The organism is Nocardioides nematodiphilus (assembly GCF_020216525.1).
In the GTDB taxonomy this organism is placed as follows: domain Bacteria; phylum Actinomycetota; class Actinomycetes; order Propionibacteriales; family Nocardioidaceae; genus Nocardioides; species Nocardioides nematodiphilus.
The window spans coordinates 1-22,434 of sequence record NZ_JAIWOY010000017.1; the positions used below are offsets into that span (position 1 = coordinate 1).

At 68.3% G+C, this 22,434-nt stretch carries 30 protein-coding genes and 1 riboswitch; of the genes, 10 read left to right on the plus strand and 20 right to left on the minus strand.

What is annotated here, in order from left to right:
* Window positions 1–59: 59 nt before the first annotated feature.
* Window positions 60–1,412 (minus strand): hypothetical protein, encoded by a 1,353-nt coding sequence (locus tag KSO98_RS18005; RefSeq protein ID WP_225287134.1) that lies wholly within the window; start codon window positions 1,410–1,412, stop codon window positions 60–62.
* Window positions 1,409–1,789 carry a putative periplasmic lipoprotein gene (locus KSO98_RS18010; RefSeq protein WP_225287135.1) on the minus strand — a complete coding sequence of 127 codons (381 nt, stop codon included), beginning with the start codon at window positions 1,787–1,789 and terminating at the stop codon, window positions 1,409–1,411. Before KSO98_RS18010 ends, KSO98_RS18005 begins: the two co-directional genes overlap by 4 nt.
* A gap of 52 nt (window positions 1,790–1,841) precedes the next feature.
* Between KSO98_RS18010 and KSO98_RS18015 the strand changes: the two genes are divergently transcribed.
* Complete coding sequence (locus KSO98_RS18015) at window positions 1,842–3,278, plus strand: WS/DGAT/MGAT family O-acyltransferase (RefSeq protein WP_225287136.1); 1,437 nt, start codon at window positions 1,842–1,844, stop codon at window positions 3,276–3,278.
* The gene (locus KSO98_RS18020; RefSeq protein ID WP_225287137.1) at window positions 3,275–3,613 is read left to right on the plus strand and encodes a DUF6912 family protein; all 339 of its coding nucleotides are present in this window, start codon (window positions 3,275–3,277) and stop codon (window positions 3,611–3,613) included. The genes KSO98_RS18015 and KSO98_RS18020 overlap by 4 nt, the downstream gene beginning before the upstream one ends.
* A 1-nt stretch (window position 3,614) precedes the next feature.
* Here the strand turns inward: KSO98_RS18020 and KSO98_RS18025 are convergent, their stop codons facing one another.
* Together KSO98_RS18025 and ku are read right to left on the minus strand one after the other, a co-directional pair.
* Window positions 3,615–4,091 (minus strand): DUF2505 domain-containing protein, encoded by a 477-nt coding sequence (locus tag KSO98_RS18025; protein ID WP_225287138.1) that lies wholly within the window; start codon window positions 4,089–4,091, stop codon window positions 3,615–3,617.
* A gap of 35 nt (window positions 4,092–4,126) precedes the next feature.
* Window positions 4,127–5,008, minus strand: a complete 882-nt coding sequence (gene ku / locus KSO98_RS18030; RefSeq protein WP_225287139.1) for a non-homologous end joining protein Ku — start codon at window positions 5,006–5,008, stop codon at window positions 4,127–4,129.
* A gap of 18 nt (window positions 5,009–5,026) precedes the next feature.
* Here ku and ligD (KSO98_RS18035) point away from each other — a divergent pair, with 18 nt between their 5' ends.
* The 7 genes from ligD (KSO98_RS18035) to KSO98_RS18065 all read left to right on the plus strand — a co-directional run bounded on the left by ligD (KSO98_RS18035) (window position 5,027) and on the right by KSO98_RS18065 (window position 11,564).
* On the plus strand, window positions 5,027–5,980 hold the full coding sequence (gene ligD / locus KSO98_RS18035; protein WP_225287140.1) for a non-homologous end-joining DNA ligase: 954 nt from the start codon (window positions 5,027–5,029) through the stop codon (window positions 5,978–5,980).
* A gap of 40 nt (window positions 5,981–6,020) precedes the next feature.
* Window positions 6,021–6,731 (plus strand): L,D-transpeptidase family protein, encoded by a 711-nt coding sequence (locus tag KSO98_RS18040; protein ID WP_225287142.1) that lies wholly within the window; start codon window positions 6,021–6,023, stop codon window positions 6,729–6,731.
* Window positions 6,732–6,733: 2 nt separating this feature from the next.
* Window positions 6,734–7,657 (plus strand): non-homologous end-joining DNA ligase, encoded by a 924-nt coding sequence (ligD, locus tag KSO98_RS18045; RefSeq protein ID WP_225287143.1) that lies wholly within the window; start codon window positions 6,734–6,736, stop codon window positions 7,655–7,657.
* Window positions 7,658–7,851: 194 nt separating this feature from the next.
* Window positions 7,852–8,547 carry a response regulator transcription factor gene (locus KSO98_RS18050; RefSeq protein ID WP_225287144.1) on the plus strand — a complete coding sequence of 232 codons (696 nt, stop codon included), beginning with the start codon at window positions 7,852–7,854 and terminating at the stop codon, window positions 8,545–8,547.
* Window positions 8,540–9,757: a histidine kinase dimerization/phospho-acceptor domain-containing protein gene (locus tag KSO98_RS18055; RefSeq protein ID WP_225287145.1), complete on the plus strand. Its 1,218-nt coding sequence runs from the start codon at window positions 8,540–8,542 to the stop codon at window positions 9,755–9,757. Before KSO98_RS18050 ends, KSO98_RS18055 begins: the two co-directional genes overlap by 8 nt.
* A gap of 27 nt (window positions 9,758–9,784) precedes the next feature.
* On the plus strand, window positions 9,785–10,567 hold the full coding sequence (locus tag KSO98_RS18060; RefSeq protein ID WP_225287146.1) for an HAD-IIA family hydrolase: 783 nt from the start codon (window positions 9,785–9,787) through the stop codon (window positions 10,565–10,567).
* A gap of 195 nt (window positions 10,568–10,762) precedes the next feature.
* Window positions 10,763–10,929: riboswitch (cyclic di-AMP (ydaO/yuaA leader) on the plus strand.
* Between the two features lie 5 nt (window positions 10,930–10,934).
* Window positions 10,935–11,564, plus strand: coding sequence for a C40 family peptidase (locus KSO98_RS18065; RefSeq protein WP_225287147.1), 630 nt, complete (start codon window positions 10,935–10,937; stop codon window positions 11,562–11,564).
* A 47-nt stretch (window positions 11,565–11,611) separates the two neighbouring features.
* Here the strand turns inward: KSO98_RS18065 and KSO98_RS18070 are convergent, their stop codons facing one another.
* Together KSO98_RS18070 and KSO98_RS18075 are read right to left on the minus strand one after the other, a co-directional pair.
* A complete protein-coding gene (locus tag KSO98_RS18070; protein WP_225287148.1) occupies window positions 11,612–12,232 on the minus strand; it encodes a PilZ domain-containing protein in 621 nt (206 codons plus the stop codon).
* A gap of 87 nt (window positions 12,233–12,319) precedes the next feature.
* Entirely contained in the window at window positions 12,320–12,952 is a 633-nt protein-coding gene (locus KSO98_RS18075; RefSeq protein WP_225287149.1) for a PilZ domain-containing protein, read from the minus strand.
* A 180-nt stretch (window positions 12,953–13,132) separates the two neighbouring features.
* Between KSO98_RS18075 and KSO98_RS18080 the strand changes: the two genes are divergently transcribed.
* Window positions 13,133–14,074 (plus strand): TadA family conjugal transfer-associated ATPase, encoded by a 942-nt coding sequence (locus KSO98_RS18080; protein ID WP_225287150.1) that lies wholly within the window; start codon window positions 13,133–13,135, stop codon window positions 14,072–14,074.
* On the opposite strand, the gene KSO98_RS18085 is transcribed toward KSO98_RS18080, so the two are convergent.
* The 14 genes from KSO98_RS18085 to KSO98_RS18150 all read right to left on the minus strand — a co-directional run bounded on the left by KSO98_RS18085 (window position 14,068) and on the right by KSO98_RS18150 (window position 22,425).
* Window positions 14,068–14,595, minus strand: coding sequence for a hypothetical protein (locus KSO98_RS18085; RefSeq protein ID WP_225287151.1), 528 nt, complete (start codon window positions 14,593–14,595; stop codon window positions 14,068–14,070). The genes KSO98_RS18080 and KSO98_RS18085 overlap by 7 nt on opposite strands.
* Before the next feature lie 52 nt (window positions 14,596–14,647).
* A complete protein-coding gene (locus tag KSO98_RS18090) occupies window positions 14,648–14,800 on the minus strand; it encodes a hypothetical protein (RefSeq protein WP_225287152.1) in 153 nt (50 codons plus the stop codon).
* Window positions 14,797–15,090 (minus strand): hypothetical protein, encoded by a 294-nt coding sequence (locus KSO98_RS18095; RefSeq protein WP_225287153.1) that lies wholly within the window; start codon window positions 15,088–15,090, stop codon window positions 14,797–14,799. Before KSO98_RS18095 ends, KSO98_RS18090 begins: the two co-directional genes overlap by 4 nt.
* Window positions 15,091–15,099: 9 nt before the next feature.
* Window positions 15,100–17,766, minus strand: a complete 2,667-nt coding sequence (locus KSO98_RS18100; RefSeq protein ID WP_225287154.1) for a hypothetical protein — start codon at window positions 17,764–17,766, stop codon at window positions 15,100–15,102.
* A gap of 29 nt (window positions 17,767–17,795) precedes the next feature.
* Complete coding sequence (locus KSO98_RS18105) at window positions 17,796–18,416, minus strand: carbohydrate binding domain-containing protein (protein ID WP_225287155.1); 621 nt, start codon at window positions 18,414–18,416, stop codon at window positions 17,796–17,798.
* 29 nt (window positions 18,417–18,445) lie between these two features.
* Window positions 18,446–18,793 carry a phage tail fiber protein gene (locus tag KSO98_RS18110; protein ID WP_225287156.1) on the minus strand — a complete coding sequence of 116 codons (348 nt, stop codon included), beginning with the start codon at window positions 18,791–18,793 and terminating at the stop codon, window positions 18,446–18,448.
* A 30-nt stretch (window positions 18,794–18,823) separates the two neighbouring features.
* Window positions 18,824–20,017, minus strand: coding sequence for a phage tail family protein (locus KSO98_RS18115; RefSeq protein WP_225287157.1), 1,194 nt, complete (start codon window positions 20,015–20,017; stop codon window positions 18,824–18,826).
* A 136-nt stretch (window positions 20,018–20,153) separates the two neighbouring features.
* On the minus strand, window positions 20,154–20,468 hold the full coding sequence (locus KSO98_RS18120; RefSeq protein WP_225287158.1) for a hypothetical protein: 315 nt from the start codon (window positions 20,466–20,468) through the stop codon (window positions 20,154–20,156).
* Window positions 20,465–20,848: a hypothetical protein gene (locus KSO98_RS18125; protein ID WP_225287159.1), complete on the minus strand. Its 384-nt coding sequence runs from the start codon at window positions 20,846–20,848 to the stop codon at window positions 20,465–20,467. The genes KSO98_RS18120 and KSO98_RS18125 overlap by 4 nt, the downstream gene beginning before the upstream one ends.
* 2 nt (window positions 20,849–20,850) lie before the next feature.
* Window positions 20,851–20,997, minus strand: coding sequence for a hypothetical protein (locus KSO98_RS18130; protein WP_225287160.1), 147 nt, complete (start codon window positions 20,995–20,997; stop codon window positions 20,851–20,853).
* Complete coding sequence (locus KSO98_RS18135) at window positions 20,997–21,434, minus strand: hypothetical protein (RefSeq protein ID WP_225287161.1); 438 nt, start codon at window positions 21,432–21,434, stop codon at window positions 20,997–20,999. The genes KSO98_RS18130 and KSO98_RS18135 overlap by 1 nt, the downstream gene beginning before the upstream one ends.
* 81 nt (window positions 21,435–21,515) lie before the next feature.
* Entirely contained in the window at window positions 21,516–21,857 is a 342-nt protein-coding gene (locus KSO98_RS18140) for a hypothetical protein (RefSeq protein WP_225287163.1), read from the minus strand.
* Window positions 21,854–22,168, minus strand: a complete 315-nt coding sequence (locus tag KSO98_RS18145) for a hypothetical protein (protein WP_225287164.1) — start codon at window positions 22,166–22,168, stop codon at window positions 21,854–21,856. Before KSO98_RS18145 ends, KSO98_RS18140 begins: the two co-directional genes overlap by 4 nt.
* Window positions 22,169–22,242: 74 nt before the next feature.
* Window positions 22,243–22,425, minus strand: a complete 183-nt coding sequence (locus tag KSO98_RS18150) for a hypothetical protein (protein ID WP_225287165.1) — start codon at window positions 22,423–22,425, stop codon at window positions 22,243–22,245.
* Window positions 22,426–22,434 lie beyond the last annotated feature (9 nt).

Consider the following 22,434-nt stretch of genomic DNA (forward strand, 5'->3'; position numbering starts at 1 on the left):
TCAGCAGCCGGAGGCCTCCCACCCATCAGCCGCTTGAACAACCTGACTGGACATCACAGCTAGGCGGAGAACAGCAGGTAGAGCCCGCCGACGGTGAAGCCCACCATCGTGACCAGCAGCGGGATCTGCCCGGTCACCTGGTGACGACGCGGCAGCACCGCGATCGCGCGCCGGTGTGAGGAGACCACGCCGAGGATGTGGCCGATGACGACCGCGATCACCTTCGTGTTGGCCAACAGGGTCGGGTGGTAGGCGAAGAAGTAGTTCACCGACCAGTTCGCGGTACCGAACCAGTTGGACCCGTTGCTGAACGGGTCGCTGGCCTGGATCAGCGTCGCCTGGCCGCCCTCCCAGAAGTAGCTGAGGTAGTGCGCCACCACGTACCCGCCCACGATCGGGATCATCGAGGGCGCGAGCAGCCCGGGCAGTCGGCGCCGATCGAGGTCGTCGCCGACCCCGGTGAGCATCGTGCCGAGGCAGAAGAATCCCGCGACCCCGGCCGGGAAGAGCACCAGTGCGATGTTGTCGGCGAGGTAGGCGTGCCGGGCGACGACGTTCTCGCCCTGGATGAACTTCAGCCACGCCGTCGCGTCGCGGAACGAGTCGAAGACGATGGTGCCGAAGAGCACCGAGACCACCGCGACCAGGCCTCGGTGCGGGGCGAGGGTGTCGAGGTTGGCCAGCGGGGAGCGGACGACGCGCTTGCCGGAGTCGTCGCGGCCCCAGATCGAGAGCTTCGCCATCAGCGTCGAGTAGACCTCGAAGGGGTCGGCGTTGGCGTAGAACCGCTCACCCCACAGCTGCCCGCCGAGCAGCATGGCCGCGACGTAGAGAGCGATCCACAGCCGCACCGGCCCGAGGTAGGAGTTGTGGGTGTAGATCAGCTCCATCCAGGTGAAGGCGAGCAGCCCGATCACCGCCGGCCAGTAGCCGAAGCGCGCCTCGTCGTACTCCCACAGCCCCCGGTCGTCGCGCCGCAGCCGGTTGATCCCGGCGTTGATCGTGCGGACCGGGCTGATCGCCCGCCACACCGGGCCGAAGAGCATCGAGGCGAAGACGAGTCCGACCCACCACCACACGTAGAAGATGCCGAAGAGTGGGTTGATCTCCAGGTCCGCGCCGAAGATCGCCACCATCACGGTGTACGCGAAGAGCACCATGCCGAGCGCGCGCAGCGCGACGCCCCCGGACGTCATCGGTACGCCACCCTCGGTGGGCTCGGGGCGCATGACGTCGCGCGGCGCGTCGTCCGTACGGTTGCGCACCGTCCAGGCCAGGACGACGAAGCTGATCACCAGTGCGGCGACGGCCGCGAGGATCGCGGTCTCGAGCGGGATCGGGAGGTCCTGCTGGCCGCCGATGCCGTGCGCGAGCGGGGTGTAGTCACCGCCCGCGGCAGTCAGTGGGCTCACTGGACCTTGAGCTGGACGATGGTCTTCTCGAGCGCGTGCGACTCGACCTCGATGATGCCCGGCTTGTCGAACGGGCCGACGGTCAGCTCGGTGGTGCCGGCGGCGTACTCCAGCTCCTTCTCCGGGGTGGAGTGGACGTGGATCTCGCCCGAGGCGTCGGACTTGACCACGAACTGCACCTTCTGCCCGACCGCGACGTCGACGCGCTCGCCGTTCGGGGTCACGGTGTCGCCGGAGAAGGTCACGTCGATGACCTGCGGCTTCATGCCCGTGCTGGTGCCGTTGCCGGCGGCGTCCGCATTGTTCGTGGAGCCGCAGGCGGTCAGGAGGCCGGCCATGCCCAGGAGCACGGCCAGGGTCGCCATCAGTCGTCGCATGTCTGCCACAATCGCATGCGAACCAAAGATTCGTCTGAGAAGGATGGTGGGCATGGCAGACCGGTTGTCGGCGCGTGACCTGGCCTTCCTGACCCGCGAGACGCTGACGACCCAGCACCATCTGGCGAGCATCGAGGTCCTCGAGCCGGGGGAGAGCGGGTTCGACTACGACACCCTGCTCCAGCTGGTCGCCGATCGGCTCTCGTTCGTGCCGCGCTACCGGCAGCGGGTGCAGCTCGTCCCGGGCCGGCTGGCCAACCCGGTGTGGGTCGACGACGACCGCTTCGACCTCGAATATCACGTACGCCGCTCCGCGGTGCCGCGTCCCGGCTCGCTCGACCAGCTCCGCGACCTGGTCGGACGGATCATCTCCCGCCCGCTGGACCGCACCCGTCCGCTGTGGGAGATCTACTACGTCGAGGGCCTGGCCGATGGCCGGGTCGCGCTCCTCACCAAGGTGCACCAGGCCCTGGTGGACGGCGTCCACACCGTCGACCTCGGTCAGCTGCTGCTCGACGTCAGCCCCGACGCCAAGCCCCTCGCCGAGGACGCCTGGAACCCGCGCCGCGAGAGCTCCACCGCCCTGGTCCTCGGCGCGGTCAAGGACTCGCTCACCGACGTCGACACGCTGTCGTCCACCGCTCGTCGTACGGGCGACTCGCTGCTCGCGCTCGCCACCGGGCTCAGTGCTCGCGTCGTCGGGGTGGCCGAGGCGGTCACCGGCCGGCGCTCCGACCGGCCCACGCCGCTGTCGGGCCCGCTGTCGCAGCAGCGCCTCATCGTCACGCTCGACCTGCCGCTCGCCGACCTCCGCAAGGTGCGCGACACGCACGGCGGCACCGTCAACGACGTCATCCTCGCGGTCGTCGCCGGCGGACTGCGCGGCTGGCTGATGACGCGCGCCGAGTCGCTCGCGGGCCTGCGCCAGGTGCGGGCGCTGGTGCCGATCAGCGTCAACGACGACCTGCTCGAGAACACCTCGCTCGGTGCCCCGGTGATCGCGCACTACGTCGACCTGCCCGTCGGCGAGGCGAGCCCGGTGGTGCGGCTGCACCAGGTCTCCTATTCCTTCGAGTCGCACAAGCAGACCGGTCGCGCGATCCCGGCCGCGCACCTGACCGGCATCACCGGCTTCGCGCCGACGACCTTCCACGCCGTCGGCGCCCGGGTCGCGGCCGAGGCCGACCCGAGCGGCTTCCAGATCAGCGTCACCAACGTGCCGGGACCGCAGACCCCGCGGTACGCCGCCGGGGCGACGCTGCTGGCCAGCTACCCCGTCAACCCGCTGCTCCCGGGGCAGGCGATCGCGATCGGCGTCACCTCGTACGCGGGCCGGGTCTATTTCGGCATCACCGTGGACCGCGACCTGGTCCCCGACGCCGACGTCTTCGGCCAGTGCCTGCTCGAGGCGCTCGACGAGCTGCTCGACACCGTCAACGGCGGGCGCCAGCAGGTGCCGCGCGGGCGCAAGAAGAAGGACGATCGATGACCCGGATCTACGTGCCCGCCACCCGCGATCAGCTCGCCGCGTGGCATGCCGCCGGGCAGGTCCCGGCGGACGCGGTCGCCGAGGCGTTCGAGGCCCCGGACGAGACCGAGGAGGGCGAGTACGCCGCTTTGATGTCGGCCGCCGACATCTCCGCCGACATGCTCGCGGGGCCCGGTCGCCGGATCGTGGTCGTGCTGGAGACCGAGTACGCCCCCGCGGACTGGACCGACGTCGTCGCCGTCCACGCCGATGCGGAGGACCGTGCGGCCGGCGCCGACCCGGACGAGGACCTCGCGTGGTTCACCACGCAGGAGGTCCCCGACCTGCTCGGGTGACCTACCCGGCCAGGTAGGCCTTGCCGGTCGCGTACTCCTTGGCGAGCGCCTTCTTCATCATGTCCGCGACCAGCGACTCGAGCTTGCCGCCGACCAGCGGCACCTTCACGGTGACCTGAAGGGTCACCGTCTCGACCGTCTGGGTGCCCTGGCGGGCGAGCGCGACCGAGCCCTTGATGTCGGCGATCGGCACCCCGGCGTCGATGTCGAGGGTCGCGGCCAGCGCGGTGGGCCAGGTCTCGTGCTGCTTCACGGTGATGGAGCTGCCGACGAACTTCTTCGCGAACGACGGGATGCCCTCGGTCTGCTGGGTGAACGTGATGTCCACCGTGCCGGGGATGCCACTGATCGAGACCGACTTGGAGGTGGCGCGCTGGGCGTCGCACACCCGCTCCCGGAACTTCGGATCGGCCAGCATCGCCGTCACGGTCGGGACAGGGGCGTCGTACGTCATGTCGAAGGTCACCGTCGTGCTCATGTGGTCATCATGCCGGGTCGGCTCGGGCCGAGACGTCAGGCGCTCTTCTTCGCCGGCTTCTTCGCGGCCTTCTTGGCCGTCTTCTTGGCGGTCTTCTTCGGCTCCTCGGCCGGCGCCTCCTCGCCGCGGGCCTCCTTGGCGGCGGCGACCGAGCGCTGCAGGGCGGCCAGCAGGTCGACGACCTCGCCGCCGGTCTTGGTGGAGGTCTCGGTGCGGGTGACCTGGCCGCCCTCGATCTTGGTCTTGACCAGGGACTCGACGGCCTCGGCGTAGTCGTCCTCGAACTCGGAGGCGTCGAAGTCGCCGGACAGGGTCTCGACGAGCATGTGCGCCATCTTCACCTCGGTGTCCTTGAGCTTGCCGACCTCGTCGAAGTCGAGGTTGAAGTCGGGCACGCGCACCTCGTCGGGCCACATCATCGTCTGGAGCACGATCACGTCGCCGGCGGGCGTGTTCCGCACGCGCAGCACCGCGACCGTGGTGCGCTGGCGCAGCGCGACCGTCACGACCGCCATCCGATCGGCGTCCAGGAGCGCCTGGCGCAGCAGGGCGTACGGCTTGGCGCCGGTCTTCTCCGGCTCGAGGTAGTAGGTCTTCTCGAAGAGCATCGGGTCGATCTGATCGCTCGGCACGAACTTCTCCACCGAGATCTCGCGCGAGGACGACGACGGCAGCTCGGCCATGTCGTCGTTGGTCAGGACGACCATCTCGCCGTCCTCGGTCTCGTACCCCTTGGCGATCTCGGAGTAGGGGACCTCCTCGCCGTCGACGGAGCAGATCCGCTGGTACTTGATCCGGCCGCCGTCCTTCTCGTGGACCTGCCGGAAGGAGACGTCGTGGGACTCGGTCGCCGCGTACAGCTTCACCGGCACGTTGACCAGCCCGAAGGAGACCGCGCCCTTCCAGATCGCTCGCATGCCCACCATCCTTGCTCCATGCGCCCCATGCTCGCCACTGCCGGTACCCATGTTCCGCAGGGAGAGGACTGGGTGCACGAGGTGAAATGGGACGGCATCCGGCTGCTCGCGGAGGTCTCCTCCTCGCGGGTGCGGTTGACGACGCGCAACGAGAACGACGCGACCATCGCCTGGCCCGAGCTGCTCGAGGGACAGCTCGAGCAGCTGCCGCGCGACCTGGTCGTCGACGGGGAGGTGATCGCGCTGAACGAGCGTGGTCTGCCGGACTTCCGGGTGCTGGGGGAGCGGATGCACTCCCGGGATCCGCGCAAGGCGGCCCGGCACGCGGTGGCCCATCCCGCGACGTTCATGGTCTTCGACGTCGTGCGCCTGGACGGCGCGGATCTGACGGGCCTGTCCTGGACCGAGCGCCGCGCGATCCTGGAGCGGCTCGCGGCCGACGGCGCGCTCGGTCGCTGGCAGGTGCCGCCGACCTACGACGACGGCGCCATGCTGCACGCGGCGACGCTGGCGCAGGGTCTGGAGGGGATCGTGAGCAAGCGGACCGCTTCGAAATACGAGCCTGGGGTACGGAGCAAGGCGTGGCTCAAGTTCCCGCACCGTTTCCGCGCTTCGTACGTCGTCGGCGGCTGGCGTCCCCAGGAGGGGACGACGGTCAGTCAGGGCCGGCTCGCTTCACTGCTGGTGGGGGAGGTGACGCCGGACGGACTGCTCTACCGGGGCCGGGTGGGCAGCGGGATCACCGCGCGGCTGAGCACGCTGCTGCGCGAGCTGTTGACGCCGTCGGCGTCGAGCCCGTTCGCGGACGAGGTGCCGCGCGAGGACGTGAAGGGGACCCAGTGGACCGAGCCCCTGCTGGTGGTCGAGGTCGAGACGCATGGGCTCGGCACCGGCCTCGCCTCCGGCGGCCGGCTGCGACAGCCGTCCTTCCAAGGCGTGCGCGCCGACCTGACGCCGGCGGACCTGGCGTGATCCGGACCGCGCTCGCGCTGATCATCGCGCTGGTCGCGCGGTGATCCGGACCCCTCTCGCGCTCATCGTCGCGCTGGTCGCGCTCCTCCCCGGTGCGGCCGACGCCTCCTCGCCCGCACCGCGCGCCGGCGTGATCCGACTCGACGGCGTCGCGGTGCACCTGCGCCCCGGCACCCGCCAGGTCGTCACCGTCAACCACACGTCGGGCACGTACGCCCGCGTCAGCCTCTGGGCGCTGCGCCACGAGGGCTGGCGACGGATCCTCACCACGTCCGACGGCCGGACGGGCTACGGCGGGCTTGTCCCGGGCAAGCAGCGCCACCAGGGCACCGGCGCCACACCGCTCGGGACGTACGGGCTGATCTCCGCCTTCGGCACCCACCGCGCGGCCGCCACGGACACGGCGCTGCCGTATCGACGGATCCGGCCCGGCGACTTCTGGGTCGAGGACAACGCCTCGCCCTACTACAACCGCTACCGCAACCAGCGCGCCGGCGGCTTCCGCTGGCAGCTCCCGCTGAGCGACGAGAACGGCTCGGAGAGGTTGAGCGACTACCCGGTCCAGTACGAGGATGCGATCGTGCTCGACTACAACCAGGAGCAGGTCCGCCACCGCGGTGCCGGGATCTTCCTCCACGTCAACGGCCCCGGCGCCACCGCCGGCTGCGTGAGCGCGCCGCGGCGCGTCCTGCAGCGGCTCATGCACCGGCTCGACCCCCGCCGCGTGCCCGTGATCGCGATCGGACGCTGACGGTGGCGGGCGAGCAGGGCGCCGCGAGCGAGATCCGGGTCGAGATCGAGGGCCGCACGCTCAAGGTCAGCAATCTCGCCAAGGTCCTGTACCCGGCGACCGGCACCACGAAGGGCGAGGTCCTTCACTACTACGCGAGCATCGCGCCGGTCCTGCTCCCGCAGCTGCGCTCCCGCGCGGTCACGCGGGTGCGCTGGCCGCACGGCGTGGCGGGGCAGTCGTTCTTCGAGAAGAACGTGCCCGCCGGCACGCCGGCGTGGGTCCGGACGGTGACCGTCCCGACGACCGGCTCGCGGACCGCCTCGAAGGAGGAGGGGACGCTCACCTTCCCCGTCGTCGACGACCTGGCGACCCTGACCTGGCTGGCCAACCTCGCCGCGATCGAGCTGCACGTCCACCAGTGGCGCGTCTCCGACGACGGCGAGCCGCTCGGTGCCGACCGGATCGTGATCGACCTCGACCCGGGCGAGCCTGCCGGGCTGCACGAGTGTGCACAGGTCGCGCTGCTCGCTCGCGCCAAGCTGGCCGCCATCGGGGTGACGTCGACCCCCGTGTTGAGCGGCAGCAAGGGGATCCACCTCTACGCCTCGCTCCCGAGCCCGATGGCGAGCGACGACGCCACCGCGATCGCCAAGGAGGTCGCCGAGCAGCTCCAGAAGGAGCACCCACGACTGGTCACCGCCACCATGACCAAGGCGAAGCGACCCGGCAAGGTCTTCCTCGACTGGTCGCAGAACGCGGGCTCCAAGACCACCGTGTGTCCGTACTCCCTGCGCGGCCGGGAGCGCCCGACGGCGGCCGCCCCGATCAGCTGGGCCGAGGTCGAGGCCGGAGCGGAGGACCCGCTGGCCCTGGAGCAGCTCACCTTCGCCGAGGTGCTGAGCCGGGTCGAGCAACACGGCGACCTGTTCGCGACGACCGGCTGATCAGGCGTGTTACCGGGCCGTGGAGACGTGTGGACGCCGTGTGCCAGCGGTGTTCGGTCAGTCGTCCTAGATTCTGTTCATGGAGCTCCATGTCGTGCCGCGGCGCAGGCGCCGGCTCCGCGTGCGTCGTTGGCTCCGACGGGCAGTTGCCGCAATCGCCCGACAGTCGAGCGGCTGATCCCTATCCTTCTCCCGTGAGCCATCGTGTGCTAGTCGTCGAGGACGAGGAAGACATCGCCTTCCCCCTTGTGCGCACTCTGGAGCGCGAGGGCTACGCCGTGACCTGGGTCGAGACCGGGTCCGCGGCCCTGCACGAGCTCGAGCGCGGCGCCGACTCGCCGGCCGACGTCGTCATCCTCGACCTCGGCCTCGGCGACATGGACGGCCTCGACGTCTGCCGCGAGGCCCGCTCCGGCGGCTTCGACGGCGGCATCATGATCGTCACCGCCCGCGCCGGTGAGCTCGACCGCGTGGTCGGCCTCGACTACGGCGCCGACGACTACCTCGCCAAGCCGTTCGGCCTGGCCGAGCTGCAGGCGCGCGTGCGCGCGCTGCTGCGCCGTACCGGCGGCCGCGCCCTGCCCACCGAGAGCAGCGGCCTGCGCATCGACGTCGCCGCGCACCGCGTCTACACCGAGGACCGCGAGGTCCCGCTGACCGGCAAGGAGTTCGAGGTCCTCGCCCTGCTGGCCAGCCAGCGCGGCAAGGTCGTCGCGCGCGAGCGGCTGATGGCCGAGGTGTGGGACGAGAACTGGTTCGGCTCGACCAAGACCCTCGACGTCACCATCGGCCGCCTGCGCAGCAAGCTCGAGGCCGCCGCCGTCACCGACAAGGTCGTCGCGGTACGAGGAGTGGGGTTCCGCCTCGAGGGCGGCGCCGAGGATGCGTAGGCGGCGCACGCCTCTCTTCGTCCTCCTCGTCCTGCTGCTGACCTCCCTCGGCTACCTCCTGCGCACCTGGTCCCTCGAGCACCGGGTGCGCGATCACGACGACGCGCTGCTCCGGCAGAACGCCGTGGCCATCGCGGTGGCCGTGCGGCAGCGGGCCGCCGCCGCCGAGCGCATCGACGCGGACTTCCTCACGCCAATGATCGGCGAGAACATGGGCCTGCGCTACCACTCGGTGCACGGCACCGACATCGACGTACGCCGCAACGGCTTCGACGGCACGCTCGGTCCCCAGGACGGCAACCGGAACCTCTGGGCCTCCGCGCCGGTCCAGGGCTACGGCTACGTGCTGCTGAGCGAGGACGACGACGTCGTCCAGCGCGTCGTCTGGGACGGCACGATGACGATCCTGCTGATGCTGCTCGCGGTCGGCCTCACCGCGGCCGTGGTCGGCGTCGCACTCGCCCGCGCGTACGAGCGGCCGTTCCACCGGCTCGCCGAGGCCGCGGCCGCGCTCGGCCGGGGCCGCTTCCAGCTCGACCTGCAGCCCAGCCACATCCCCGCCGCCAACGCCATCGCCCAGGCGCTGGAGGCCAGTGCGCACCAGCTGCAGGACCGGATGGCGACCGAGGATGAGCTCGCCCAGCGGGCCTCCCATGTGCTGCGCACCCCGCTCACCGGGCTGCGTCTCGAGCTGGAGGAGGCCGCCCTCGACGAGACCCTCCGCCCCGAGACCGCGGCCACGCTGCAGCGGTCGCTGACGCGGATCGACCAGCTGGACGCGGTCACCGGCGAGCTGGTCGCGCTGGCCCGTCAGCGCGCCCTCGTCGCCGAGGCCGCCATCGACCTCGGCACCCTGGCCCGCCAGCTCACCCAACGCTGGGCCGATGAGCTGGACGTACGCCACCGCTCGCTCAGCGCGGCCGTCGAGGGCGACGCCGCGACCACGTACACGCCCGGCCCCGTCGAGCAGATCCTCGAGCTCCTCTTCGCCGAGCTCGTGCACCGCAGCGCCGGGGCCGTACGCCTCGTCTTCACCGCGGGCACCGACGGCCACCTGCGCATCACCATCACCGCCGAGTCGGCCGTCGCGGTGCGCAAGGCGAGCACCGCGCCGCTGCAGCGCGCGCGGACGATCGCGATGGCCCTGGGCGGCCGGCTGGAGGGCGAGTACGCCGATGGCGGCCTCGAAGTGGTCCTCCCGCGCCGGTGACTGCGCCGGGATGAAAGGATGCGCACTATGACCACCGCACGGCCGATCGAGACCTGGCTCACCGACATGGACGGTGTCCTCGTGCACGAGGAGGTCCCGCTGCCGGGCGCCTCCGACTTCATCGAGGCGCTGAAGGCCACCGGCCGGCGCTTCCTGGTGCTCACCAACAACTCGATCTTCACCCCGCGCGACCTGCGCGCCCGCCTCCTCGGCAGCGGCATCGACGTCCCCGAGGACGCGATCTGGACCTCCGCGCTCGCGACCGCGAAGTTCCTCGCCGACCAGCGCCCCGGCGGCTCCGCCTACGTCGTCGGCGAGGCGGGCCTGACCACCGCGCTGCACGACGTGGGCTACGTGATGACCGACCGCAAGCCCGACTACGTCGTGCTGGGGGAGACCCGGACCTACTCGTTCGAGGCGATCACCCGCGCGATCCGGCTGATCGAGGGCGGGGCGCGCTTCATCGCCACCAACCCCGACGCCAGTGGCCCCTCGCAGCACGGCACCCTGCCGGCGACCGGCTCGGTGGCCGCGCTGATCTCGACCGCGACGGGGCGCCAGCCGTACTTCATCGGGAAGCCGAACCCGCTGATGATGCGCACCGCGCTCGACCGGATCGAGGGCCACTCGGCGACCACGGCGATGGTCGGGGACCGGATGGACACCGACGTGATCAGCGGCCTCGAGGCGGGCCTGCGGACCTTCCTCGTGCTCACCGGCTCGACCCGCGAGGAGCAGGTCGAGAACTTCCCGTACCGGCCCACCAAGGTGGTCGACGGGATCAAGGACCTGGTCTCGCTGATCCAGTAAACAATGCGGGTAAAACCCTGTGAAACAGGTCACGTCGCCCGCCGTCTCCACGCGGGGAGTGTGGTCTGGACCACGGCTTGTCGAGTGTCCGGGTTGGATTTTGGCGCAGGAGTCTGCCTACCGTCCTAGTCGCTTGCAACGGCAAGCATCGGTCCCCGGGCACGCCGAGTCCTGTCCCTCCCGGATACCGGTCCACGAGCTTGAACACCAGGGGCAGGAGCGGGGGACCCACGTTTTTCGCCGCACACCGGACACCGGTGGGCGGCTCGGGGTGAAGCCGAGGCTCTGAGAGATCAGGGCAGCGGCCGGGCAACCTTCTCGCCCGAACCCGACAGCTCACCTCGCAGGCGTGGGAAGGAACCCACGCATGCCCCATTTCATTCGTACGACCATTGCCGCGACCGCTTCCCTCGGTCTGCTGGCCCTCATCCCGGCGGGCGCCCACGCCTCCGTCGCCGACCCGATCTCGTCGCTCAGCAGCACCAGCAGCACCGCGCCGAGCACCACTGCGCCGACGTCGACCTCCACGCCGACGATGACCGCGCACGAGCGCAAGGTGCTCAAGAAGAAGCGTCGTGCGCACCGCCGCGCGATCCGACTGCACAAGCGCGTCGTGGCACGTAACCACGTCGTCGAGCGCGCGCTGGCCACCGCCAGCCGGCAGCAGGGTGACCCGTACTCGTACGGCTCGACCGGCCCGAACGCGTTCGACTGCTCCGGTCTGATGCTCTTCTCGTTCCACGCCGCGGGCATCAACCTTCCCCGGACCGCCGCGGCCCAGGCCGGCGCGGTGCGCCACATCCCGCGCTCGCAGATGCGCCCGGGCGACCTGGTGTTCTTCAGCGACGGGGGGCACGTCTACCACGTCGGCATGTTCGACGGCTGGAGCCACGGTCGCCGGATCATCCTGCACGCGCCGTACTCGGGTCAGGACGTGAAGAAGGAAGCCATCTGGACCAACAGCTGGTTCGCCGGCACCGAGCGCATCAAGCACTGACCCTTCGGGTCGTCCAGCGTCACCACCGGCAGCGCCGGCGGCAGGTCTCAGACCAGCCGCTGGCGCTGTCGCTGCTTGATCTGCTCGGCGAAGAGCGCGCGCCGCAGCGTCGTCGCATCGCGGTCGTCGGCGTCGAGGGCGAGCACGACCTCGCTGCTGCCGTCATGGGCGGTGACCCGGTAGACGATCCCGGGCAGCGCGAAGGAGTCCTCGCCGACGGTGAAGGACGCGGTCACCGTGCCCGCCTCGGGCAGGTCGACGCGACCGAGGCGGCAGCGCAGGCCGGCCTCGCTGGCGTCGAGCATGATGCCGCTGTACGTGGTGTCCTCGTGCTCCACCGTGACCTGGCTGCTGAGCGGCACGCGCACGTGCGCGCGTCGGTTGAGATGGCGCGTCCGGGCGGCGTCGCTGGAGAGGCGCGCGTGCCACACGCGGACCGCGCCGTCGAGGGCGGTGCCGACGATCTTCAACGGGAGCTCGCAGAGCCCGGAGCCCGACGTCCAGCAGACGGTGATCTCACGGCCTTCCCACGACCGCGCACCGCCGGCGAGCTCGAACGGCGTGGCCAGCACCAGCGCGCCGTCCTCGACGCCCTCGCTGCGGCTGCTGTACTCCGTCCCGTCCACGCTGCGGACGATGACGGGATGGTTCAGCGGTGGAATCTCCACGGTGCTCCTTCACGACTGTGCAGCCGAAAGGTAGGGGCCACCGAGTCCCGCTGCCTTGCAATGCGTGGGGATCCTAGCGAGTGATCGTCACTCGCGGGACAGCTGACGCGCCCGGATCTGCTCGGCGAAGACCGCACGTCGTACGGCCGTCGCGGTCCGCTCGTCCTCGGGCAGGATGACGATCAGCTCGCTGCCGCCCTGGGAGGGGGTGCTGCGCAGGATGGAGCCCTTCAGGGCGAACTCCTGGCCGGCTAGGGTGAACCTCACCCGGACCGGCCGGCCGCCGTCGCCGACCAGGCTGTCGGGTGACTGCGGCGGCAGCGGCTCGCGGACCAGGCAGCGCACGGCGGCCTCGCTGACGTCGAGCAGGGAGGCGGTCACCTGCTCGTCCTCGAGCTCGATGGTCACCGGGATCGCGACCGCGACCCGCACGTGGGCGCGCCGGTTGAGGAGGCGGGCCGGACCGGTCGGCACCGCGTGCCAGATCCGGACCTTGCCGTCGACAGAACGCTCGGTGACGCGGACGGGCAGGGCGTGCATGCCCGCCGCGGAGGTCCACTCCACGTCGAAGGGACGGCCCTCGTCCAAGGTCGTGTCGAGCGGGAGGCCGAAGGGCCGCGCCAGCGTCAGGGCGCTGTCGTCGAGGCCCTCCACGCGGCTGGCGTACTCGCCCTCGTGGCCGCGCAGGAGGACGGGCTGGTTGACGTCCGGAATCCGCACGGAGCCACTATCGGCACTCTGCGCCTCGATCGCTGGGAAACCGGCAAAAACCGGGACGCGTCCCACTCACTTGACCGACGAGTTATCCACAAGTCCTGATCGCCGGTTTCGACCGCGCGCCCGCGGGAGAGAGTGACTGCTACATGACTCGCACTCTCGTGATCGGGATCCGGTATGGGGATGTCGCCTTCGGTGGACGCGCTGGCCGACCAGCAGCTCGTCGAGCAGCTCGATGCCCAGCTGCGTGAGCTGGTCCGCCGCGAGGCGGTCGACCCGCAGCGCGAGGGTGCGGTCGTACGACGCCTGGCCGAGTCGGTGGTCCGCGCTCACGACGAGCGCTCGCTGACCGGCGCCGTCCTGCCGGTGCCCGACCCGCGGGCCGTGGTCGCCGAGCTGGTGGCGCGGGTCGCGGGCTTCGGCGTGCTCCAGCCCTACCTCGATGACGACGAGGTCGAGGAGCTGTGGATCAACGACGTCTCGCGGGTCTTCGTCGCGCGCAACGGGCGCCACGAGCTGACCAACCTGGTGCTCGAGCCGCAGCTGGTCACCGAGCTGGTCGAGCGGATGCTCAAGGTGTCGGGCCGCCGCCTCGACCGCTCCACCCCGTTCGTCGACGCCACCATGCCCGGCGGGCACCGGCTCCACGTCGTGTTGGAGGGGATCTCGCGCGGCTTCTCCGCCGTCAACATCCGCAAGTTCACGATGCGCGCCACCCGGTTGGCGGATCTGGTCGAGCTCGGCTCCCTGACCGCCCCGGCCGCGGCCTTCCTGGAGGCGAGCGTCCGGGCGGGGTTGAACATCCTGGTCGCGGGCGGGACCCAGGCCGGCAAGACGACCATGCTCAACTGCCTCGCCGCCGCGATCCCGGGCGGTGAGCGCGTGATCAGCGCCGAGGAGGTCTGGGAGTTGCGCTTCCCGCACCCGGACTGGGTCGCCATGCAGACCCGGCAGGCCGGTCTGGAGGGCACAGGCGAGGTGCGGCTGCGCGACCTGGTGAAGGAGTCGCTGCGGATGAGGCCGTCGCGGATCATCGTCGGCGAGGTCCGCGGCGAGGAGTGCCTCGACCTCCTGCTCGCGCTCAACAGCGGCATCCCGGAGTTACCAAAGGAACGCTTTTACTGATCCTCCAGCTCCGCCTCGGGCCTCACGCCTCCACCATCGCGCTTGCGCCACCGTCGGTAAGTTTTTGTGAACCCCTGAGCTAGGGCACGCGGGGTGAGCAGGAACTCGAATGCCGCGTCGGACTCGAGCCCCGCGAGCAGGAGCAGCCACACCAGGAACGGAGGAAAGAGGACGATGCCGTAGACGATTGCCACGCCTCCTAGGGCCTTGCCAAAGAGGTTGTGATTTGTGTCAGCGCTCCAAGCCATCCCAGCGACCATGATGATGCAGAACGGCACCAAGACACCGACGACTGTTCGCAGCGTCGCGTCCCTGACGCGTATGTCGAGCTCTTTCGCCAGCCGGAGGCGCGTCTTGGTCAACTCCGCATGCGTGTGAGAACCAGGCTCGATCTCGTCGATGGCTGCCGTCAGCTCTCGGATCCTCTTCACCTCACGAGACGGTCGGCCACTGAGGCGAGCTACGAGAGCAGGACCAATAGCGCTGAGCGCGCTGAGTACCGCGATGACCAACTTCTCCACGCGGGCCAGGCTAGGCCTTCCAGGCATTGCCGGGAGGCTCTTTGCAAAGGCGCTAGGCGTCGAGCTGAGCCGCGAGCTTGCGGTTGATGGCGTTGAGCTGGACCACGCGCTGCTGGAGGTACTGGATCTGGGCCTGGAGCAGGAGCTGGGTCTCTTCGGCTCCTGCCAGGTCCACAGTCTCCTGGTCCAGCTCGACCTGGGTCACTGGGCCGTCTCCTGCTCAGCGGCAGCCTGCTCGGCATCGATCAGGGCGGTGATGGCCTCAGCGATCATGTCGTCCGAGATCACGTCCGTACGTACGCCCGTGTCCGGGTTGACGTTGACGCCGCCCTGCTTGCCCGAGGCCCATGCTGCATCCCAGCCCTGGGTGGCGCAGAGGGCGTACTGGTTCTCGTTCGCCCACTTCTGGTCCTTGCCCTGCTGGGCCGCACCAGCTACCAGCCGGTTGCGCAATGAGTTGCTGTTGGTCATGTCCGCGATGTCGCTGAGTGCCATCTCTGTCTCCTAGTTCGCTTCAAGCTCGTCAAGTCGGTCATCGATCATCTGGAGGCGCTGACGTAGCTCCAGGGCCAAGGCGGGCAGCACGCGCTCGTACATGAGGCCGTTCACTGCGCCTTCGCCATCCCGCAGGACTAGGTCCTCCCAGCCAGCCGCCACGAAGTCCTCTGCGATCCAGCCGATCCAGAAGCGCGGGTCCTCGGCGTACAGCGGGTCACCGGCCTGGTACCGCTCGACCGCGTGACGGTCCCGGTAGCGCACGGGCGCGATGTCCAGGATGGATCCGCCTACGGTGTTGGGCGCTTCCTGCAGCTCGTGGATGTCGACCTTCACCGCCCGCGCTGATCCGGTGTAGCCCAGCACCGCCGTCGTGGCGTTGCGGGTCACGGTCTGGCCAGTCTGGGACGGTAGGGAAGCCAGGATCACGTCTGACCCCGTGAACTTGATGTAGGGGCTGCCGTTCGGAGAGCGCAGGAAGGCGCTCGCCGAATCCGAGAAGATCGACGTGAAGCTTCCAGGCGTTACGGACAGCGAGGTGACCGCATTCACTGCCCCGCTGAGGGTGATCGTGCCGGTGTAGAGGCTGATGGCCTGAGAACCGGAAGCACCGCCAACGTAGATGCTCGACATCGTGGAGTTGCCGAACGCGGAGATCTCGACCTGCGCCCCGCCCGTGCCGATCTGGGAGACCGACATCCAGCCCTGTCCACCGTTGGGGACGATCCCCATCAGCCTGTTCTCGCCGTAGGCGGTCCCGAGCGAGTAGTACAAGCTGCTGGACGTTGAGGTCTGGAAGTTTCCGCCGCTGATCGTCGCACCGGTGATCGTGGCTCCGGTGATGGTCGAGCCGCTGGTGAGCGTGCCGAGCATGGCCACGTTGCCCGTAGCCGCGTCGATGCTGAAGGTCGGAGTGCCCACGTTGTTGTAGGCGATGAAGGCCGTGGAGTTGAACTTGATGCCTCGGCTCGCCGTCGTGGAGGACTGGACCGTCGAGCCGGTGATCGTGGCTCCCGTGACCGAGGATCCAGCGGTCAGTGAGCCCTTCATGGTCACGTTGCCGGTGGCCGCGTCCAGGGCGAAGGTCGTGAGGTTGCTGGCGTCAGTGGCCGAGATGCCGTTGGGCGTGATGGATAGCTTGCCGTTGGGCGTGATCAGGTACGACGACGTGGCGTCCACGTAGTCGGATGCAGAGGCCTGGTAGACGCGCATCCGGTTGCCGTCGTCGGTGTCGTACCAGATGTCACCGTCCTGGCCAGAGATCGGCTTGGTGGGCTGGTAGTAGACCTGGGCAGCGGCCTGAGCGAAGCCAGCAGCCTGGTTGGCCTGAGCCAGAGCGTCCTGGGCCTGCTGCATGGCGCTGACGGCCTGATCCAGGGCCACCTTGGCGGTGTTCTCGACCTGGCCGAGCTGCTGGCCCGCCGAGACCGTGGGAGCCGAGAAGGTGCCATCGGTCGAGAAGTCCACCTGCATCAGCCACTTGTCCGGCGTGATGGAGTGCGAGACGCCGGTGATGCGCATCGGGGCGTTGATTCCGGCGTTGGTGTTCTTCACCGTCACCAGGTCGTAGAGGTCCAGCAGAGCTCTGGAGACGGAAGCCTGGGAGATGATCGGGATGACCACCGAGTTGACCCGCACCGAGGGGATGGCGTTCGCGGCCAGGATGCTCTGGGCGTAGGTGTCCACGGCGCTGGCTGAGGGAGCTGCTGAGCCCTGGACGGTGAACGAGGCGCTGTACGTCCCCCACTGGTCGATGGAGGACTGGTTGACGTACGGCCCGAAGTTCTCGGTGATCGTGGAGCCGGGGTTGTCCGGATCCTCATGCACGTAGTCGACCAGCACCGAGTTGATGCACCGGTTGGTGTCGTAGTCGATGCTCAGCGCGGTGTTGTAGACGTTCTCGTCCAGGACGCCCTTGTTGGTCGTGCTGATCTGGTTGTTGGACCAGGCCTGAAGCACACCGGAGCGATCCACCCAGGCGTAGCCCAGCTCGGAGTCCCTGGCGATGGCCACCTGGTCCAGGACCGAGGTGTCCACCGGGATTGTGACGGGCGTCGAAATCGTCGCGGAGGATCCGTTGATGTTCCAGGTGAGCTTGTTCCCCACCATGTTGTTGAGGACGTACGCCAGGTCGTGCAGGCTCCCCACGCCGGTCGTGGTGCCTGCCTTGGCCAGGATGGCGGTCTTGTCCACGCCAGTGAGGGTGATGACTGCGCGCTGCTCAGGATCCAGTCGAGCCGGGTCGTAGGCCACGGTCGCCTGGGAGACCAGGCCGGTGAAGATCGGGGACCAGGTGCCGTTGACCAGAGCTGAGAGCTTCAGCCCGCGTCCTGGACGAAGGACAGACGACTTCGCAGGGTCGTAGCTCGCGGAGATCACCGTGGCGCTGAGGGTGCCTACGTCCAGCTCGTCCCGCGAGAAGCTGATCTCCCGCAGGTAATCCATGATGTTGGACCAGCCGCCCGTGCCGGTGGTGTCTACCTCCAGCTTCAGCACGTCCTTGGTGTTGAAGAGCTGCATGGTCGGGTCCGCAGGCTTGGAGCCTGAGGCAGAGCCCGAGAAGTCATAGGTGCCGAGTGCAGAGCCCAGCGAGACGGCAGGCGCAGTGCCGGTGGCAGATCCGGTGAAGTCGTAGCCGCCAGCGGCGTCCCCGAACGGGATCTGGACCCTGGACATTCCGGTTGGGTCCGGCTCAGCTCAGGCGCTTATGACTTCTCCGGAGTAGCAGCAACCGGCGTCACTCCCGCCATCGTCTCGGTGGATGCCGATGCGTGCGCAGTGCCAGTCCAGGCGTACGTCGTCGTGCCTGCGTTTGGAGTGGAGCCGTCGAAGTAGGCACCGAGGGTGGCCGACTTCTCCAGCAGCACAGCGTCCACGTTGTGTGTCTCGGAGGCTCCACAGTTCGGCCAGACGATGTCGACCTCAACGGTGGCCGCGCCAGCCGGGATGGTGAACGTGCGAGACAGCCTGGTCCAAGAGGTTGTCGTCGTGTTGGCGACGCCATCCCAGGCGGTGTTGGGCGTGAGGTACCCGATCCAGGTGCCGCTGCTGTTGTAGGCCCCAAGCGATACGCGGCACTCACGGGCAACGGTGGATGCCCGGACATAGGCGCTGACCGTGTAGACCTCACCCGCCGTAACCGCCCAGTTGGCGGTCGTCCAAAGCACGCCCTCTCCGGCGGTCGTGTTCTTGGTGTACGTAGCGACGGTACTCCCGGACACTGCTCCAGAAGTGTTACCGAGGCCCTTGTTGCCGTTGTCAGCGGTCCATCCAGTCGTGTTGACCTCGAAGGACGGGTTGGGCACCAGGTTCGTCCTGGTAGTCACGATCTGGCCCCCTCTCGGTTAGCCGGTGGTCAGGACGCGGTGCCGTTGATGGTCAGGCTCGTCAGGTTGTACTGGCCCGCAGCGTTGAAGGCCTGGTCGCCGGTCAGGGCGTACCCGCCCCGGAAGGTGCCACCGGTCGCAGCCGACCAGAGCCCCACGTAGGTCGCAGGACCGCTCGCAGCTCCACCGGTGAAGTTGACCGTGGCCGAGAGCGTGAGGTCCCCGTCAGCGTCCACCGAGAAGGTCACGGCCTTGCGAGCCGCAGTGGACTCGCTGGCCCCCGTGGTGCCGGGGTTGGCGGTGTGGATGGAGGCATAGCCACACAGGCCAGCCAGGTAGGTCCCCATCAGGTTGAGGGTGCCGTCAGTCAGTGCCATCTCATGCTCCTTGGTTGGTGTTCCTGGACATCAGGCAGCTCGCCTGCGTCCGCCCTGGCGCTCGTAAGCGGCGATGTGCTTGGTCAGCTCGCGCCCGATGTCCGCAGAGCTGGAGCCCACTGGCGCGTTGACCGTGATGTTGTAGGTGGTGCTGCCGCCGATGTCGTACTTGTCCAGCGGGATGACCGCCTCGCGTCCACCGGGGTTGTCACCGATCAGGGCGTACGTCGGGCCGGTGGTGACGCCGCCGTTGGCCAGGTGCGGGATATTCGGCGGGTTGATCGTCACGTCCGGCGCTGCCGGAATGTGGATGGTGAACTCCAGCGCGGAGTTGATGTGGTCGATCGCGCCGTTGATCATTCCCTTGACGGCATTCCAGATGCTCGTCGCAATTCCGCTGACGAAGCCTGCGGCGTTCTTGATGCCCTCGATGATCTTGCCCATGAGGGCAGATCCGGCGTCCTTGAAGTTGGCACCCAGGGCGCGGATCCTTCCGGGAACGCCCTTGATGTAGTTGATCGCTCCGTCGAATGCGCCGGTGATCTTGTTCTTGACCGTGGTGGCGATATTGCCGACCGAGCTGAGCGCTGACTTGATGGATTCGAATGCGCCGCGCAGGCCATTCCACAGCGCCTGGCCAGCGGCCTTCACTACGGAAAAAGCCTTGTCGACGATGTTCCGGAAGGTCTCTGACTTCTTGTACGCCAGGACCAGGCCAGCAGCCAGGAGCGCGATGGCCGTGATGACCAGGCCAATGGGGTTGGCAGCCATCACCAGGTTGAGCGCTCGCTGAGCCAGTGCCCACGCCTTGGTGGCTGCGGCAACGGTCTTCTGAGCTGCTGCGGCTGCGATGTTCTTGGCCGTCTGCACCGTGGTGACTGCGGCGTCCTTGATCTTCTTGACGATGGCCGACTCGGTGACGACGTTGACCAGGTCGCCAGCGTCAGCGAAGCCCTGCATGGCCGTGCCGCCAACCACCATGGCCGCACCGAACTTGCCGCCCACCAGGTCACCCAGGCCCGACAGAGCGCCTGCCGCCTGGGAGCCCTTGGAAGCGACCGTGTCAGCGTGCTCAGCGGTCGAGCTGAAGGCTGTGTCGATCTTCTGGCCTGCGGTCCTGGCAGTGGCGGCAGAAGAGTCCATCGCTGCCTCGGCCTTCGCCAGGGAGGCGCGCAGGTCAGACGTGTCCGCCAGGTATGCAACCTTGACCGGCTTGGCAGTCATGATCGGCTCCTCTCTGCTGAGCGTCGAGCGATGTCGTAGAAGGTGCGCCTCTCTAGGCGCGTGAGTTGGTGGAAGGCGTCAGGCCCGAGGCCCGTCTGAAGGCACCAGACCGCTAGCTCGGCCGCCTCCTGGCGAGCTAGGAGCTGCCTTTTCCCGACTCGGTCACAGGGCTGTCGGGGTCCAGCTCGATCTCTGGCTCAGCGAAGTAGTTCTCGTTGATGTCCTGGATGGAGTAGGTCTGAGCAGCCTCGAATGCCTGGTGATCGTTCATCCCAGAGCGCCGCTCGTTGACGAAGACCAGCGCCCGAAGGAACTGCATCGGGTCGCCTTCCTTCTCCTTGGTCCCAGAAAGTCCGTTGATCGGGACACCGAAAAACTTCTTGATGGCGATCTCATCGAAGCCATTGAGCGAGTTGAAAAACTCGTCAGCGGTCAGCTCGGTCTTGCTCATGTCAGTCCATGCCTCTCAGCGATCTTGTTCCATCCCTCTTCCAGGATCCGAGGGGCTTCCTTCGACATCACGTCGTCGGTCTTGTCGGTAAATTTCGCGGCGCGAATGCTGCGCTTGGGCCAGCCGTAATTAATGGGACCGGCGTACTTCACGCGGCCTCGACCGATGGTCACGACGGCCTTTCCCTTGGCTCGGTTGCCGTGTGCCGTAGCTCGCAGGGCACCGGTCCGCGTGGGGATGAAGGGGCGCATGACGGTGGCAGCTCGGTCGGAGACCGCACCCATCGCGTCCTTCAGCTCTTCCACGTCCACACCGGCCTTCTCCATGGCGCGCGTGATCTCGCGGAGGCCCTGGACGTAGACACCGGTGTTGGCAGCCATGGCTACTTCTTCTTCACCTGGTAAGAGCCGTCAGCTTCGATGAGGTAGCGACCACCGGTCACTGTGATGACCTCGCCATCAGGGCGCGTGATCTCAGCCGGGTCAGGGATCTCGATCAGCTCGCCAGCCTTGTACTTGGTGGCAGCCATCAGTACGAACCGGTCGTGACCAGGGTCGGCTTGGCCGTCAGATCCCACTCGACATCGATGGTGAACTTCGCCGTGGTCGAGCTGTCAGCACCGCCACCGAGGATCGTGCCGTCCGGCTCGGAGATCACCGCGTTGCAGGTGAAGCCAGGGTTGGTGGCGCTGAAGGTCGTGCCGCCGTACGGGTTGACCGAGACAGCCACAGTGGTGCCCGCAGCCGTCCAGATCTTGTTCCAGATCGACGTGGCGTCAGCCGGGTCCTGGGTGGCAGTGAACTTCAGCTTGTACTGCCGAGCGCCACCGGAGGCGGCAGCGGCGAAGCTGGTGAAGTCCGAGTCAGCGGCAGCAGCCTCGATGGTGCAGTTGCTGACATCGGCGTTGTACTCGGTGCTCCCGATCTTCAGCTTCAGGGACCGGGTGCCAAGTGGCGTGGCGCTCATCGCATGCTCCTTAGATCTCGGGCATGTGTGCGCCCGCTATCTCGGAGATCGGTGCTGCGAGAGCGCCGTTTCAGAGCGTCCCTATCGGGTGCCCTCGTAGATGACGCCGTTGGTCTGGCCTGCGTCTAGGACCATGTCCGAGGGCGTGGCAGAGGTCAGGTACAGCTCGGCGTTCAGCACCTCGTAGATGGCGTCGTGATGCTCATCGATCCACTGCTCAGCGGCGACCATGTCGGAGGGCAGGATGATCCACACCTGCCACGTGGTGACCATGCCAAATCCGTTGTCTTCACGGTCCTTGCGAGCCAACCGGACGAAGGCGTCACCGGGCCTGGTGGTCTGCCGGTAGTACGGCGTGCAGTTGAGGCCTGGCAGCGCGCTGATCGCGTCGCTCAGGATCTGACGGTCGTCTGAATCGCTCATCCCACGATCAGCTTTCGATAGGGACGCTCCAAGCGACGGACCTCAGCGTCCTCGCCGCCGACCCTGGTGGTGCTGGCCGCGTAGTCGGAGATCGTGGCCTGGACGCCGAGCGGGAGCGCTCGCAGTGCGAGGTTGTGGGCTACGCGGCGCTTCAGGGCCTCGGCCAGGTCGTCCGGGTAGATGTCTGGGATGCGGCAGTTGCGGGCCTGGGCAGCCATCTCGCCCAGCAAAGCCTGGGAGATCTCGTCATCAGTCCAGGAGGCGTTCTCGCCCAGGTAGTACCTCAGCGCAGCGAGGTCCGGGATAGCCATGGGTCACTCCTTCTGGATGGAGCCCGGTGCGGGCCACCGCGTAGGCAGCCCGCACCAGGAGTCATGCGTGGGTGTTACTTGTCCTCGGCCTGGTACTCCACGCCATCGATGACGTGCAGACCGGCGTGCCGGACGCGGTACGAGTTGCGGACGGTGACAGCCGTGCCATCGGGCAGGACCGCGATGCCGTTGCTGCCCTCCAGCTCGATGTCGCCGCCGACCTTCACGGACTTCTTGGCGCTCTTCTTCTCAGTCATGACTGGACC